Annotated in this window: 15 protein-coding genes and 1 riboswitch; of the genes, 9 read left to right on the top strand and 6 right to left on the bottom strand. The window is 49.4% G+C overall.

From position 1 onward, the window contains the following. Window positions 1–74: 74 nt before the first annotated feature. The 3 genes from ACQ9LF_RS11900 to ACQ9LF_RS11890 all read right to left on the bottom strand — a co-directional run bounded on the left by ACQ9LF_RS11900 (window position 75) and on the right by ACQ9LF_RS11890 (window position 1,588). Window positions 75–257 carry a ferredoxin gene (locus tag ACQ9LF_RS11900; protein WP_462489628.1) on the bottom strand — a complete coding sequence of 61 codons (183 nt, stop codon included), beginning with the start codon at window positions 255–257 and terminating at the stop codon, window positions 75–77. A 136-nt stretch (window positions 258–393) separates the two neighbouring features. Then, window positions 394–1,125: a hypothetical protein gene (locus ACQ9LF_RS11895; RefSeq protein WP_462489627.1), complete on the bottom strand. Its 732-nt coding sequence runs from the start codon at window positions 1,123–1,125 to the stop codon at window positions 394–396. Window positions 1,126–1,243: 118 nt separating this feature from the next. Next, the gene (locus ACQ9LF_RS11890) at window positions 1,244–1,588 is read right to left on the bottom strand and encodes a PilZ domain-containing protein (protein ID WP_462489626.1); all 345 of its coding nucleotides are present in this window, start codon (window positions 1,586–1,588) and stop codon (window positions 1,244–1,246) included. 644 nt (window positions 1,589–2,232) lie between these two features. On the opposite strand from ACQ9LF_RS11890, the gene ACQ9LF_RS11885 reads away from it, so the two are divergent. The 3 genes from ACQ9LF_RS11885 to ACQ9LF_RS11875 all read left to right on the top strand — a co-directional run bounded on the left by ACQ9LF_RS11885 (window position 2,233) and on the right by ACQ9LF_RS11875 (window position 5,816). Then, window positions 2,233–3,129: a sensor histidine kinase gene (locus ACQ9LF_RS11885; protein WP_462489625.1), complete on the top strand. Its 897-nt coding sequence runs from the start codon at window positions 2,233–2,235 to the stop codon at window positions 3,127–3,129. Between the two features lie 9 nt (window positions 3,130–3,138). Further along, on the top strand, window positions 3,139–4,527 hold the full coding sequence (locus ACQ9LF_RS11880; protein WP_462489624.1) for a sigma-54-dependent transcriptional regulator: 1,389 nt from the start codon (window positions 3,139–3,141) through the stop codon (window positions 4,525–4,527). 515 nt (window positions 4,528–5,042) lie between these two features. Next, entirely contained in the window at window positions 5,043–5,816 is a 774-nt protein-coding gene (locus tag ACQ9LF_RS11875) for a FliA/WhiG family RNA polymerase sigma factor (RefSeq protein ID WP_462489623.1), read from the top strand. Window positions 5,817–5,944: 128 nt separating this feature from the next. Here ACQ9LF_RS11875 and ACQ9LF_RS11870 read toward each other — a convergent pair whose 3' ends face one another. The 3 genes from ACQ9LF_RS11870 to ACQ9LF_RS11860 all read right to left on the bottom strand — a co-directional run bounded on the left by ACQ9LF_RS11870 (window position 5,945) and on the right by ACQ9LF_RS11860 (window position 8,728). After that, on the bottom strand, window positions 5,945–6,493 hold the full coding sequence (locus tag ACQ9LF_RS11870; protein WP_462489622.1) for a ferritin-like domain-containing protein: 549 nt from the start codon (window positions 6,491–6,493) through the stop codon (window positions 5,945–5,947). A gap of 249 nt (window positions 6,494–6,742) precedes the next feature. Beyond that, on the bottom strand, window positions 6,743–7,366 hold the full coding sequence (locus tag ACQ9LF_RS11865; RefSeq protein WP_462489621.1) for a 3D domain-containing protein: 624 nt from the start codon (window positions 7,364–7,366) through the stop codon (window positions 6,743–6,745). 183 nt (window positions 7,367–7,549) lie between these two features. Next, complete coding sequence (locus ACQ9LF_RS11860) at window positions 7,550–8,728, bottom strand: ribonuclease D (protein WP_462489620.1); 1,179 nt, start codon at window positions 8,726–8,728, stop codon at window positions 7,550–7,552. A gap of 307 nt (window positions 8,729–9,035) precedes the next feature. Further along, a riboswitch (cobalamin riboswitch) is annotated at window positions 9,036–9,242 on the top strand. 335 nt (window positions 9,243–9,577) lie between these two features. On the opposite strand from ACQ9LF_RS11860, the gene ACQ9LF_RS11855 reads away from it, so the two are divergent. From ACQ9LF_RS11855 to ACQ9LF_RS11830, 6 genes are all read left to right on the top strand, one after another. Next, complete coding sequence (locus ACQ9LF_RS11855; protein WP_462489619.1) at window positions 9,578–10,123, top strand: PEP-CTERM sorting domain-containing protein; 546 nt, start codon at window positions 9,578–9,580, stop codon at window positions 10,121–10,123. 62 nt (window positions 10,124–10,185) lie between these two features. Next, entirely contained in the window at window positions 10,186–11,118 is a 933-nt protein-coding gene (locus ACQ9LF_RS11850) for a hypothetical protein (protein ID WP_462489618.1), read from the top strand. Further along, the gene (locus tag ACQ9LF_RS11845) at window positions 11,100–11,882 is read left to right on the top strand and encodes a type II secretion system protein (RefSeq protein WP_462489617.1); all 783 of its coding nucleotides are present in this window, start codon (window positions 11,100–11,102) and stop codon (window positions 11,880–11,882) included. The genes ACQ9LF_RS11850 and ACQ9LF_RS11845 overlap by 19 nt, the downstream gene beginning before the upstream one ends. Before the next feature lie 90 nt (window positions 11,883–11,972). Beyond that, a complete protein-coding gene (locus tag ACQ9LF_RS11840) occupies window positions 11,973–12,701 on the top strand; it encodes a ComF family protein (RefSeq protein WP_462489644.1) in 729 nt (242 codons plus the stop codon). A gap of 97 nt (window positions 12,702–12,798) precedes the next feature. Continuing rightward, a complete protein-coding gene (locus ACQ9LF_RS11835) occupies window positions 12,799–13,260 on the top strand; it encodes an aminoacyl-tRNA deacylase (protein WP_462489616.1) in 462 nt (153 codons plus the stop codon). 45 nt (window positions 13,261–13,305) lie between these two features. Then, window positions 13,306–15,654 carry a tetratricopeptide repeat protein gene (locus ACQ9LF_RS11830; RefSeq protein WP_462489615.1) on the top strand — a complete coding sequence of 783 codons (2,349 nt, stop codon included), beginning with the start codon at window positions 13,306–13,308 and terminating at the stop codon, window positions 15,652–15,654. Window positions 15,655–15,692: the final 38 nt, after the last annotated feature.

Below are 15,692 nucleotides of genomic sequence, written 5' to 3'. Positions count from 1 at the left end.
GGAAAAGTAACGTTTAGATTGGGGTGGTAAAATGACCGCAATTCACTTGTCACAGATTAGAGTCGTAAGTCATTCTATTCCACTTGGATTGCCTCGACGGGACATTCATCGGCAGCCTGCTGGACAGTTTCTTCTAATTCAGGGGGTACCGTATCGACAAGGACTTCGGCCTTATTATTGCCCATGGTAAAGACTTCCGGACAGGTATCCACGCACAGTCCACATGCGGTACAGTTGTCGTCAATTCGTACTTTCATTTCCAGTTCCTTTCATCGCTTGACCTGAAATGGGTTCATTGCTATACGAGATTGACCACCGGAGGCGAGGCCAAATCCACGATACTGAATTATAACAGAGAATAATTGCTTTTTACAAGTAAAACCAGGGCTGTTATTAGGAATATTCTGCAGCATTAAATATGACTACGTACAGCCTTATTTTGCCTGGATTCTGCTCGACATTAAACAGCATCGCGTCGATGGTCGTGCTGGTCGGGACACGGCCAGGAGCCAGAATGAGGAAATCCCCCTGTTCAAGGGTGCAATCCAGTCTGCCGGGGGGCAGGTGGATTCCCCGATAGTCCTCATCAGAGTTCGTCTGATGCAGACGGAGCTTGACTAAAGGGCAGTACGTCGGGGTCATCTGGAGCTCAATGGAGTTTTCTCGGGAGGTTAATTTAGGCTTTATTGTCCACCCGATATATCCAGGATCAAAGGTCCTGGATGTCTGAGTGTTCGTTGAGAAAAAAACGTTACGATGTTGTTGCAGAGTAATGGTGGCAAATAATTCAGACGACTGATCGAGGGTTGTCAGGACTTTTCGAGCGACCCGAACCGCTCCTACGCTTGAGAGTATCTCAACCAGTTCTGGTCCCCGCACAGATTTACCTTCGCCAACCACGATGCCGTTGGAGGGATAAAGACTCTGGTTTTGAAAGGTAATATTTTTGGGACGGAATGTCTGGAGCGATTTATTCAGTAATTCCACCTGGGTGTCTTCGATTTCAAAGGTGACAATATCAAAACTGATCTGATTTTGAAAATGGGGTGTTTTGACAGGGCCTAAATCCTGCAGTGTCAAGCGTTTAGGCGTTAGCTGGGCATTGGCCTGAGCAGGGGTATGCATACAGCCAGCTAGATAAAAAAGAGCACTGATCAACACGATAACAATAGTCACTCGCATAGAGGTTATTATACAGCCCCTCTATATCGTGTCAAACGGCAAACAGCGGCCTGTGTATAGATTATACCCGTAAACGTGGTGATTCACAGAATTCGATAGCGACCGAGCTGGCCATTGAATTCGACGGGCGTACCATGAAATCGGGGGACCCGACCCGAACGACACGGGCATAGCTGGAAAAGCTTCCGCCGTACTCGAGCAACCCTTCGGTAGGTGGAACGGTCATTTCTACACTAACCAGTTCGCCATCACGGAGCTTGGCGTTGTTGACCTCAACCAGCATTCCACCCGGACTGACATTGATGGTGTTGCCTGAATACAGCCGGCCATCGCTGAGTCCGACTTTTTGACACAGTACGGTAAACTTCAGTGGCAATCGTTTGTGTTTTCTTCGATCCGAGTCCATTGGGTTGCCTCCATGCAACGAAGCAGTGAATATTGATATTTTCTATCAGTTTAGGAGAGCAATCTTTGTGCCAAAAAACGTTGCTTTCATTTGCTCTTTTGGTTATCTTTGCAAGTCTTTATTTACCAGCCTTTTACGAATATTGTACAGGTTCGGTTCACAGCTTGTTTCTTGTCATTTCAAAGAAAACGATGTACAGAATAAACATCTTTCTCTAAGTTATTATCGCTGAGGTTAGCTTAAAGATTAAATAATTCACTGCAAAATTGATTTTATTTCCTTGTAATTACAATGCTTATGAACCAATAGCCTGGTGTTTTTCCAGAAGACTGAGTGGGATTGTTGTTTTTTGTCAACATCAATGTTGACATTTAGACCTAAAATAGATATTATTAGCTGTTATGGCGGATGTATTGGTCACAACAATCGAAGAGAATGGCAAAAAAACAACAAATAGTCACCTTGCGGGGTCGATTACTCCTGAAGCTCTCTTCTTATTCCGCTCCATAGCTGAATCTCTCGACAGCGGCTTTATTTTGTATAATTCCCAGCTTGATATTCACTATTGTTCTCCAGCTGCAGTTCGCACGATTGAACTTTGTGGAACGATTGATTTATCCCTCGCGGCAGGAACGGACTCCAAAGTGAATTGGAAACAGGTATTGTCGGATGTTTTTGAACAGAGGCGTCCTACACGTCTGAGGGCTGTTCGGTATTCTTTTCAACGCAAAAACCGGATACTCGATATCCTTTGTGCCCCCGTTCTCGATGCACAGGGGGTGGTCTCTTGTGGGGCGGTTGTCCTGGATGATGTAACGGATAAAACTGCGCGGGAAAACGCGATGATACAGGCGGAGCGACTGATATCTATCGGTAAAGTGGCCGGAAAGGTTGCCCACGAGCTGAATAATCCCATGGATGGCATTTTGCGCTATCTGAACCTGGCGATTCGGGTTTTGGAGCAGGGACATACAGAAAAAGCCCGTGATTATCTGACCCAGTGTCGTAATGGATTGATGCGGATGGTGGGAATTATCTCAGAGCTGCTGGAATTCTCGCGCGGCACACATCAGGCGATGGAGCCGGCACCGCTGGATAAAATTGTGGATAATGCGCTGGACATGATGAGTGGTGTTCTTTCGGGAATCAAGGTCTGTGTTGAAAAAGATTATCACGGGCATGCCCTGATGATGCGCAATGATAATTTGTGTCAGGTGTTCTGCAATCTGATTAAAAACGCTGCAGATGTGATGGAAGGCAAAGGGACTTTGACGATTACCCTGGGACAAGACGATACCGACTGGCTGGTTCGGTTTCGGGACACCGGGCCGGGGGTTCCGCCGGAATTCATGACGGCCATTTTCCAGCCCTTCTTTACGACTAAAACCCCGGGCCGGGGGACCGGGCTGGGGCTGGCCATCTGCAAAGACATTGTAGAAAAATATCATGGAACCATCAGCGTGGAATGTCCGCCGACAGGAGGCAGCATATTCACTGTTCGACTGCCTGCAGCATCCGGCCTGACGACGATATCGAGTTAAGGTGCATATATGTCAGCTAAACATGCCATACTTGTAATTGATGACGATACGATTATCCTGGAATCCCTGTGTGAGTTTCTCAGAATTGAGGGGTACCATGCCGAAGGCGTACGCAATCTTGCTCAGGCTCGCCAGAAACTGCAGGATCAGGTATTTTCGCTGATTATTTCCGATGTAAATTTGCCGGATGGGGACGGCTTTGAGGTGTTGTCGCTGACGCGGCAGAGTTTTCCCGGAACAGTGGTCATATTGATTACCGGATACGGCACGATTGAAAGTGCTGTCGAAGCGATTAAGATGGGGGCCTATGACTATCTGACCAAACCGATTGTGGATGATGATCTGCGGCTGGCGGTGGAGCGGGCAGTGCGTCAGCAGAGTCTGATGGATGAGAACCGCCAGCTGCGTGAGCAGCTGACCAACCGTTACCGTCTTGAAAACATCATCAGTCAGGACTATAAAATGTCTCGCATCTTTGAACTGATCGAAGCGGTTGCCGACAGCAAGACGACAGTCCTGATGACCGGGCCCAGCGGGGTAGGCAAGAGCCTGCTGGCGCGGGCACTGCATTTCCGGTCGCCGCGCAAGGACAAGCCGTTCATTGAAGTCAGTTGCGGGGCATTGCCCGAAACGCTGCTGGAAAGCGAACTATTTGGGCATGTCAAGGGGGCTTTTACGGGGGCAATCCGCGACAAAGAAGGCAAGTTTCTGGCTGCCGATGGCGGGACGATCTTTTTGGACGAAATTTCCAGTGCGACCCCGGCTATGCAGGTCAAACTGCTGCGTGTGCTTCAGGACAGACAGTTTGAACCTGTCGGCAGCAACCGCACCATCAATGTGGATGTGCGGGTCATTCTGGCGTCCAATACAGACCTGCTTGCGGAAGTCAAGGCGGGGCGATTTCGTGAAGATTTGTATTATCGAATCAATGTTGTGACAGTCAACGTGCCGCCACTGGCCGAGCGTCCGGTGGATATTACATTGCTTGCGGATCATTTTTTGCGGCATTTCTGTCAGGTCCATAACCGCAGCAAGCTGGGGATTACTGAAAAAGCCATCGAATGTATGCAGCGCTATGGCTGGCCGGGAAATGTCCGTGAACTCGAAAATGTGATGGAGCGTGCCGTCCTGCTGAGCAAGGGGGCTTATATCGAAGAACAGGATTTGCCGCCTGCGGTCATCAGTCAGAGCAAACGTCTCGGATCTTCAGACTATACAGGCCTTAGTCTCAAAAAGGCACTGGAAGGGCCGGAGCGTGCGATTATTCACGCAGCCCTGGAAGCCAACCAGTGGAATCGCCAGGTCACTGCGGATGCCCTGAAAATCAATCGGACAACGCTGTACAAGAAGATGAAACGGTATGGCCTGGAAGATGAAGCGGCGCGATTGGGATTTTAGTGTCTCGGATCCGCATTTCAATCCCCACCCAATCTCCATATTGTTCTTCTGAATCCATGACTATACCCAACAGGTATGGTTATTCCGCGACGACCACAGGCTGTCTTATGCCGTACGTTATCACGGGGCAACGTTATCCTGCGCAGCTGCGGGGATGATACGGTTGCTGACAGCTGGAAGCTATTTCGCTGCGACGAAACGAGACATTTCAAGCCCGATCGGTTTAATTTGCCTCGGATGATTAATGATAAAGGCTATCCTTTGTATCTATACCTACTTGTTTTTCTGGGAGCCATCGGAATTATACTGATTTCCTTCAGAAAATTCTGGAGATCATATTGCTGTGTGTTGTTTCTGGCTGACATTAAACTGATAAGCCGCGTTACTGTATTGACTTGGGTGATGAGTTTGGGATTGTTTTAAATGAGTATTTCACTTTCAAGGGATTTTGCGAAAATGCCGATGTAATCTTTCCAATAGATATTTTCCAGAAGATCATGACACGGAGGTCATATATGGAAACATCTCTGAAAACCAATATTCAGGCTGTCTGGGACCATTATTTTCAAAACCGGGATACTCAATCGCGAAACATTCTAATAGAACATTATCTGCATTTGGTCAAATATACCGCAGAACGGCTGCGTGTTCGTTTCCCGCGGTTTGTTGATGTAGAAGATTTGTATAGTGCCGGAATATTCGGCTTGCTAAGTGCGATTAGAAATTTCAAGCCCACAGAAAATGCCAAATTTGAAACTTATGGTGTTCAGCGTATTCAGGGTGCAATCCGTGATTATATCCGAAAAACAGATTGGGTTCCGCGGTTGGTTCGTTATCGTGCACACCAGCTGCACGCTGCAACCCAGAAGCTGGAGGCTCTGTTGGGGCGGCTTCCTGCCGATGCAGAACTGGCGGATGAATTAGGGATGGATATGGACCAGTTTTACTGTTTTCAGCGAGATGCCAATGCAATGGTTCTGATCTCACTGAATATGAATATGTCGGAATCGGACGAAGATGAAGAATTTTCAGAATTAGATACTGTTTACGACCGGAAAAGTCAGAATCCCTGTAATGAAGTACACAAACAAGACTTTCAGGAATTTATCAAAAAAGGGCTTTCACGGGAAGACCAGCTTATCGTGATCCTGTATTATTATGAGCAGATGACGATGAAGGAAATCGGCGATGCACTGGGATTGTCCGAGTCTCGCATCTGCCAGATGCACTCCTCCATTCTTGCTAAATTAAAGGGGCAATTGAATGCCTCGCTACTGTGTTTACAGTAATCTGTCTAATACCACAAAACCGGATCGAATAGCTCAAGTATGGCATCTTTTTGTCCCTATCGATACACGGCGTGTGTTGCTGGACGCCGGCAGATGAAAACTATTTAGCTGTGACGAAACAGGACATTTCAAGTCGAATCAGTAGCATTTTGCCTTTTAATTCGGAGTGGCACATTAGCGGCCTTTTCGGCCCACGTCTGAGAGAGGCTGCCAACATCCATGACTCGAAAGGGGGCTTCGTATTCGGGAGTTATCCCGGACAAAATATGTTTCTGGATATATTTTGCATGCTGCTGTTCCATTCGCAGGATTGCCCATAACCGTTTTGCCAGATTCGTTTCCCTGAGCTGTTCGGCCTGTTCGATGCGGGTTTTGTAGCGGCGGATGGCATCCTGTTCATCATCCAAATCCAGCCATAGTATTTGTTCATTGTCCTCCGCGAGATGAATCGTGCCCATGCGCGGACTTGGATGGCCGCCAAGCTCGTGAATCATTTCCGTCAGGATCATGGCATGCTTGAGCTTTCGAAACGCGAATATCTTAAGCATGCCGGCGATATGACGATAAACGATCCCAGTGAGCGTGGAGGCATGATGAATGTATTGAATCGCTGCGGTTTGTTCCAGCTCAAGATCCATATTGAGCAGTAGGGTCAAATTTTGACGTGTAATGACCATATTGGGATACTCCTTTGAATGCCGCAGCCGTATGGATTGCGATCCAGTGCGATACCGGACCAAACATCACTCATCGATTTCAAAGCTATTTATCCGCGGCAGCAGCCATCAGATTTATACCTTTGTAGTCTAAACGAGCCGAACAGTTCACACGATGAAGGATATAACGGTTGAATTGACAAAAAACTTGAATCAGTTGGAGTATATAACATAAAAAAGGACTGGTTACGAGCCAGTCCTTGTGATATTTTATGGTTCAACTTTGACCAGGACATCGAGATATCGTGTTCCCCATTTCTGGGCGGTCTTGTGGTCGCTAAAAAAGACATCCAGTCGGTTGCCCTTGATGAGACGACCGCGGTCTTTGACTTTTACTGGACGGTCTTGGTTATATCCCGGGATAATCATCTCAGTCCCGAACGGGATGCGTTTATCGGCAGCAACAAACGCGTCCCCTTTACGGATCTTGTGAAGGTCCGCGGTCAGGCCATCAGAAAATTTCCCGCAACATCGCGGACAGGTGCAATAGCCCGTGACCCGCATACGAACGATTTTCCATTCAGAACCATTAGCGTTGGAAGTCGGGCAGCTTTGCAGCAGGGCGATAAGCTGCTGATCATCGGTTTGGGGCTGATTCTGAACTTGTGGTGCTGCCGGCACAAAACCACTATTTTCTATAGGTGATAAATTCGGTAAAACTGATACAGTTTGTCCTTCTACAGGGATACGAGTGCTTAACAGAATAGGACCTGAGGCTGTCATGCACATTCTGATGCATATCCAAGCGCATACAACCACGGTCATGATAACGCTGGTGCGAATAATATAACGTCTTGTATTTTCAGCAAATAGAGTTTTCTCGGTAAGACTCAAACAGGTCCCCTTTCCATAAACCGTGTTGACGGGTTTCTATCGCAAGAATACGACAATACAACTCTGAAACTAACAAAAGAGCTTTTTTGCCACTCCGTCGGCTTACCAGAAACTGGGTGTATCCCCCCGCCCAATCAGCGTAGTAGGGGATTCTATCAAAACGGGAGTAAAAAGTCAATGGAATTACGGGGTATTAGAAGACATATCAGATTGAGAATGTCCCAAGCAGCTTTCGAGCGGCTCCTTCAGCAATTCATACTGCCATTCGACGATGACGCCTTCTTTGAGCAGTTCATTGAGGTGAGCAGGGCCGGATTTGGCGATGATGCCGATGATATGGCGGGGCATCAGGATTTCCAGAGCGATTTGATGCTGTTCAGCGAGGGATTTGCAGCAATTGCGAATTTTGTCAATGCGTTTGAGGAATTCCGGGTCTGGTTTAGGCTGACGGGTTGGTACCTTTTTGGCGGGCCATTGGGAGGATTCCATCGCGAAGGCTTTCTGGAGAGCTTGTTCAAGACAATCCAGACGTTTCCCCTTACAATGTTTAAGTGAGCTGAGCAAGAGACGAAAATCCGGGTTGATATGCGAGTCGGCCTGAATGGCCAGGTCGATGAGCCGTTCATTGTGCAGGATGCGAAATGGCGGCAAATCAGCTTTTTGGGCCTGTTTTTCACGCCAAAGCCAAAGCTCTTTCAGAAAAGCCAGCTGTCGGCGATTCAACAGACTGCTGCCTTTGATACGCCAGTCACGTTCCGGGTCGATATCGGGCTTATGGTTTATTGCGGCTCGCACAGAACGACGGCACATCTGCTGGTGCCAGCCGGTACGATTTTGTTCCTGAAGTATGCCTTCGAGCCGGGTTGCCAGTTCCAGCAGGTAATGAGTATCCATTGCGGCGTATTCGAGCAGGTGGACGGGCAAGGGGCGTTTGGACCAGTCGGCTTTCTGGCTGCCCTTGCTGATAGTGACCTGGAGAACGTGGTGAAGCATCCCGGCCAGGTTCAAGGATTCCAGCCGCAGCAGTTTGCCGGCCAGCATGGTATCGAAAATTTCGCCTTTAGGTTCAAATCCAAAGCTTTGTCGAAGCATCCGCAAATCGTAGCCGGCATCATGAAAAATCAGATTCTTTGACTCCAGAACCTCAAATACCGGCTTCATATCCAGTTTGACCAGGGGATCGATCACATAGTTTTCCCCATCAAAGCTCATCTGAATCAGGCAGACTTTTGGATAATAATGATGAAAACTATCGGCTTCAATATCCACTGCCACAGCGGATACGTGTCGGAGTTTGTCCAGGAAGTCTTTCAGGTCCGAAAGGGCTGTGATATAATGATAATGTAATCCCTTTTTACTCAAAACTACACTAATTCCATTCACTTGTTGGCCAACATACCCACCCGGCAGGTTTTGCAAAGTCCGGAGGTAGTACTATTTGATTGTATTATTTCAGTAGAATACCTTTTTGTTGCTAATCCGTCAAGGTCGAATTTAGGATTCGTGGGAGTCTAAGGTGCGATGGAAATCTGGACGTCCACACGGTAAAAACAGCGGGATGGTGCTTCAAAGCAGCTATGATGACAGGGTATTTTCTGTTGGAACACGTGTGAATTTTTTGCTTGCAATTCATTGCATCGGCGATTAATAATACAATCAGCTCTTTGGAAATTTGAATCTGCTTTACGGTTTGGCCCATTCGGGCCGAATGAAAAAGGGAACACGGTGAAAGTCCGTGGCGGTCGCGCCGCTGTATGTACCCGATGCCCAAAACCAGGCAAATCCAAAAGGCAATATTCCACTGTCCAACACAGGATGGGAAGGAGCCTTGAGGTAGGGTACAAGCCAGAAAACCTGCCGGAAAGCAATTGCGTAACGTTGTTCTCGCGAGAAGGAACAAGGCGTGTGCGGATGGAAAATGGCAATTGGGCCCAAGAGCCTGATTCTGTCCCTTTTAGAAATTGAATACAAAGCCGTCGCTTCCTGCGTGGGAGCGGCGGCTTTTTTGTTTTATTTACGGGTCTTCGCGTCAAAGACCGACGCAGAACAGGAGGTTGGCAGCCGAACCAGAATGTATCCGAAAATTGCTATTTCCAACAGTCTGTCGCGGCGGGCACAGATCTGCCGTCCGCCGCGGCAGCTTCAAAGTCAAAAAAAAATGAGAATAAGACTTCCGGCTATTTGAAAGCCGGAACCAATGAGAGGATGTGTATGAAAAAGATGTGGATGTTGTTGCTGGTGTCACTGATTTCGGTTCAGGGGGTTGCGATGCAGGCCCCGACGTATTCCAATCCAGTAGAATATGCTGCAGGCTCGGGTGCGAATACAGCGTATATCGCATTGGATTTTAACGGCAGTTCGGTTTTTGTGTTCCAGTATCAATGGGACGGGCAGGCGACGGCCTGGGATGCATTGCAGGCTATTGATGCCGCGGGTGTATTTGAGATGTCCTATATGGACTACGGCTGGGGTGTCTGGGTGTATGATTTTGGATACCCCGGAGGTGTGGAGATGGATTATGGTTCGGCCAATACTGGCTGGGCATACTTTATCAGCGATAATAATTTCGAGTGGAACCTTAGCATGGTCGGAGTGCAGGGGCGAATGTTGACCGATGGAAGCTGGGATAGCTGGGTGTGGACGGATTATCCGGCGGACTGGTCCATGCCGAATCGCCAGCCTGGGCAGATGGCTGTCCCTGAACCGCTGACGCTGGCGTTGCTGGGAATCGGTGTAGTCTGGATGCGGCGCAAATAAATAACCGTTCAATGCGGGTCGGCAGGGATGCCGGCCCTGTTGTTATACAGAATTGAGAAATTGTGCGAAACGAATGGATAATAGGGTTGGTGCTTGCGGCGACGGCGGTCGGTTCTGATTTTGCCACGGTCGTGGTACAGTCCAAAGGACCGTTTGGGATGTATCCCTATGACCAGCCGTCAGCGGCGCTGGGGGAACCGGCATCATGGCTTTATGATGACGATGTCTATTTTGCGTCTTTTGCCTGTTCGCTGGTTTATGGTGCCTGGAATACCGACCTACAAAATGAGCGAACCGTGGTAACGCTGGGGCCAGGCAGTTCCATCGTGCTGGGCTTTGATCACCGTGTAGCCGATGATATCAATAATCCCTATGGGATTGATTTTATTGTTTTTGGCAATGCGGCATTTATCACACAGGGTGTGGTCCGGCCGGATTCGGATATGGGGGGGCTTCGGCTCAGCAGCCCTGCAGCAATCATTGGTGAAAAAGTGAAAGTCGAGGTCGCCCAGGATCCCAATGGTCCATGGTTTGGGTTTTCGAGCGGGCCGTTTGCGGATAATTTGTTTCCAACCAATCGATTTGCATGGAATAACGAGGGCAAAACCTGGGGGCAAGCCCTGGACCCGCTGCGGCCGGTGAATCCGAACTTGAAACTGTCGGATTTTTCAGGATTAACTGTGGCCCAGGCAATCGAACTGTATGAGGGTTCAGCAGGCGGAACTGGATTTGATTTACGGTGGCTGACTCCGGGGGATTTTGAACAGTTGCGGGCTGATGACCAGACGGGTCGGCGATGGATTCAATATATTCGGCTCAGCTCTGTCAGTCCGCTGGCCGGAGAAATCGACGCGGTGTCGGATGTAGCGGCATGCGGCGACTATCAGCATCCGCTGCCGGCTGGCGATGTCAATCAGGACTGCCGGGTCAATCTGCTGGATTTGGCAGTGTTGGCGGAAAACTGGCTGGTATGTACATGGAACTGTCAGCAATGAAGCCCAAAGCCTTTACTCTGATTGAGCTGCTGGTGGTCATGGCGATTATCGCGTTGATGCTGGGGGTCTTGGTGCCATCCCTGGCACGGGCCAAAGAACAGGGTCGGGAGGTTTATTGTCAGAATAATCTTCGCCAGATGCACATCGCGGCGGTAGTGTATGCGGAAAATCAGCGGGGGTTTCTGCCGATAGCCTATTATTCGGTTAAGTTGCCTGGCCAGCGAACCCAATATTGCTGGGATTTTACCGAATGCCGCAGCAGTGAGGGTGTGGTTGTGCAGCCCGGTTTGCTCTGGCAGGAGACAATGATAGAAAAAGTCCAGCAATGCCCGTCATTTAAAGGGGATTCGAATACGGCGGCTAATCCTTATACCGGGTACAATTATAACACGAGTTATATCGGGCACGGTCAGAATGAGGGTGTTGTACTGCCTATCCGCTATCATGAGATTCGATATCCGGCCGGGTGTGCGATGTTCGGAGACGGTCAAACGCTCAATGGGGCCAATAAATTCATGCGAAGTCCGCTGCCGTCGGAGACGGATATGAATTTTTCCGGACGCTGGGGTGGGACACAGGGGTATCGACACAATCGGAATACCAATGTGGCCTGGTGTGATGGGAGTGTGGCATCCCAGTCAGAGCTGTTTGAAGGTACGGATTCCGATGGAACCAGTGACCTTATCCGGCAGCACAACCAGCAGAATCCGCAGACTCCCATAGGATTTCTATCGGAAGCTAATTCTGCATACGATTTACGGTAGTTGCCTCTTCACAAGCGTGTGCCTGTTTTATACAATTCAGGCATGGATAAGGAGCTGCTACAATCCGGAAGGAATTGTCTGGTGCGCCCGATGCTGGGGCTGTGGCGGACGATGCATCAATTGATCTGGCCTGCCCTGTGCCATGCCTGCTCAACCCCCATTGAAGAAGACGCAGGAGGTTTATGTCTGGCCTGCTGGCAGGAACTGTCCACGGCGGTGGGATGTGACTATTGCCGCCGCTGCGGCCGGACAGTGACACGATATGGACTGGTAGCCAATCGATGCGGCGGATGCCTGGAGGAAGCACTGGAATATGACGGCCTGTGCCGTGCAGGATTCTATACGGGCGTGTTGAAAAATTTGTTGCGGGGATTAAAATTTCAAGACCAAACCGAAAATATAGAGTATTTGGGTCCAATCATTCAGGGGGCATTTGAGGCATCCGGATTTTCCGACAAAATAGATATATTAGTTCCAGTACCTTTGCATTGGCGTCGCCGGCTGGAACGGGGGTTTAACCAATCTTTTCTGCTGGCCCGGCAATTACGACGATTTTGTTCGACAATATCGACCGATCTGGTCCGAATGCGTTATACTTGTCACCAGTGGGAACTGGAAGACGATGCTGCGCGTCGTAAAAATGTCAAAGGTGCGTTTGCGGTTCGTCAAGGCCACCCGTTTGAGGGGAAAACTGTATGTCTGGTGGATGATATTAGTACCAGTGGTGCCACGCTGAAGGAATGTGCTGTCACGCTGCGTCAGGCTGGTGCCAAAGCGGTTTTTGCGGCGGTTGTGGCGGTGGCTGAACGCCTGGATTAAGGCGGTTCAAATTCAATGTTTGACTGGTTGCGGCAGGGGGGCTATAATAATAACAATGTATCTGTTGGAACAGGTTTATCGAAAGGGAGGTGGCATTATGGCGTTACTGTCCTTTTTGGATTCGAACAAGGTCCGATACGAATTGACGAAACACCGACCGGCGTTTACTGCTCAACAGATGGCTGCGGAAGAACATGTGCCGGGAATGGCGGTTGCCAAGCCGGTGCTGGTTCAGGCGGATGGGACATATTATATGTGTGTCCTTCCGGCTTGCTGCAAAATAGACCTTGCAGCGTTGAAGCAGGGGATTGGGGCCCGCGATGTGCGGCTGGCGGATGAAACCGAAATGGTAAAACTGTTTGGGGATTGCGAACTGGGAGCCGAACCGCCGATTGGCATGCTGTATGGGATTGAGACGCTGATGGATAAATCCCTCGACAAGGATGAGTACATAACGTTTCAGGCAGGTTCACATGATCAGGCGGTGCGAATCAAGCTGTCAGATTATAAAATCCTGGCCCGTCCCAGAATCCTGAGCTTTGCGTATCACAGCCGTTAATCGACAAGCAATCGCAACATAGAGTTTTTTTATCAGGAGTACCGAATGGTCAAAAGGGATTTTGTTTTTATTACGGCATGGATTGGACTGATAGTCGGGCCGATTTTTGCAGCACCTCAATTGCAATCGCAGACGTTATTTTCCCCCCTTACAGCCGAATTATTCGGGCGTCTGGGCAATGACATTTCTTCGTCTTCCTCGAACCAGGCCGATATTTGCATGCTATTTCTGCAGGCGGGCATCATTCTGGATGAGCAATCCCCTGCGGTCTATGAACAATTCCTGCGGGGGGTTGGACGCAGTGGAGTTCGCTCGGATTATTCCGATACCATCCTGATGGCGATGAAGCGATATATGGATGCCAATGCAGATCTGGAGGTTGCGGCTCAGGCCTTGAACTGCGTGCTGGAACAAGTCGATACACGACAGGAACGGGAAAATTTGTTGAGCCGTAGTCTTGGACCTTTGGCGACATCTAATCCGGTCTTTGCTTCGGATGTAGCGGCCCAGTTGGGATTGTATGCAGCGGAGAAGACCGATTATGCCGGGGCGGCTGCGCAATTTGATTATGCCCTCCGCTTGAATCCATACAACCTGCTGGCCATGGGTAAGTGGATGGAATTGACCGAACCTGCGACAGCCAATGCGGCGGTCACGGAAAAATTAATCTGGGATCGTCTGGCGCTGACGGTGAATCCGAGCAATCTGGAAGCGGTAATGGGGTTTGCACAAACGGCATATCATGCCGGACTGTATGAATGGGCTGCCGATGCATTTGCGTATGCGGCAGGATTGTATGAGTATCTGGAGCCAGGCAAAGGGTTACATGAAGACATCGCTCTGGGATGGATTGAAAGCTGTTATATGTCTTCCTCTCGACAGACGCAGTGTGCGGCAATTGCCCAGAAGGTGCGAGACGGTGGCGTCGTGAATCCGATCATCGAAACTGTGGCGGCACTGGCAGCGGAAAAAACCGGAGTTCCGGATCAGAAAAAACAAATTCTGGCTTTGGCCGCCGACAAGCTCCAGCAGCAGGGCACCGGCCAGCAAGAGGGCATTTATGCTTTGAAGACGGGGTGGTTTTACTGCTTTGGAACGGAAGATCCGGAAAAAGCCCTTGCATGGTGCAATCGGGTCTATACTCAGGAGCCGAATTTGCCGGCAGCCAAATCGCTGATGGCGTATGCGTTTTTATTGAATCAGCAGATCGATCTGGCTGTCGACTATGCAGAGCCTCTGGCCCAGAACGACCCGGTGGCAGCCCTGACCCTGGCCCGTGCTTATATTCAGAAAGACCAGAAAGAAAAAGCCGTCGAACTGCTGCGGGGGGTACTGTCAAAACCTGTTTCGCTTCCCATCATGCTCAAAGCTAGGGCGGCATTAAAAGAAGCGGGATCGGATTATATTTCCGAGCTTTCCCCCGGGATTATTGAAACCGGTCTTAAGGATAAATTTGGCAAACAGATTGTGCCCCCGTTTATAGTGCCCCCTAAACTGTTCAAAGCCAAACTGAATTTTGGCGGAGAAGAATTCTTTTTCGGCAGCCCGCTCGATGCCCGGCTGACTCTGGAAAATACCGGTGCCATGCCACTGGTTATCGGTAAAAACGGGATGCTGACAGGGCGGTATCGCGTGGATGTGGACATTCGTGGGGATATTCGTAAAAAAATTCCTGCTTTGCTGGAAGGAACCTTTCGTCCAAGTCGGGCGATTTTGCCGGGTGAATCGGTTACGGTGCGTTTGGACGTAAATACAGGGGAATTATCCCGTTTGCTGTTTACCTGCCCACAGGCTTCGGTGGATATTGATTTTACCTTATATCTGGATCCGATAGTCACCCGGGACGGCTCGCTGGCTAATGGAGTGAATGGCGTGGGTCTGATTCAGACGGTTGTACATCGCAAAAAAGCTGAAATGAGTCGGGAATTCTTGCTTCAGCGACTTGATGCTGTAGCCAAGGGCCAGGAAGGACAGCGGATTCGCGCGGCTGAATTGTTTGCGGGTTTGTATGCGGAACAAGCAGCGGCTAAACTGGGAAATATTCCTTATAAATATATAGCCATTGAGCCTTCATTGCTGGCTGACTCGGTCAGGCGGGCTATCATGGATGAAAACTGGAAAGTTCGAGTCCACATTATGTCTTGTCTGGGACGTTATTCGGTCGGGTTGGATTACGGAATGACGGCCTCGATTTCCGAAAACCTCAACCATGATGCCTGGCCGGTGCGAATGGTTGCTCTGTGGCTTTTGGCCACCCAACAAAAAGAGTCCTTCCAGCCTGTCTTGGACTGGAAGGCCCAGCATGATCCGTTTTGGCTCAACCAGCGATTGGCTGTTGTTTTGGGGGGCAAGCCGCCTTTGCCGGGCCAGTCTGAACCTCCTGTCGAGAAATAATTGTAATTGCTTGAATGCCAAGTGGTTAGGGATATCCA

It is taken from the genome of Anaeroglomus insulsum (assembly GCF_050689095.1).
GTDB classification, from domain to species: Bacteria; Planctomycetota; Phycisphaerae; order Sedimentisphaerales; family Anaerohalosphaeraceae; genus Anaeroglomus; species Anaeroglomus insulsum.
The sequence above is the reverse complement of the archived record's forward strand: the minus strand, read 5'-3'. Positions and strand labels throughout refer to the sequence as shown.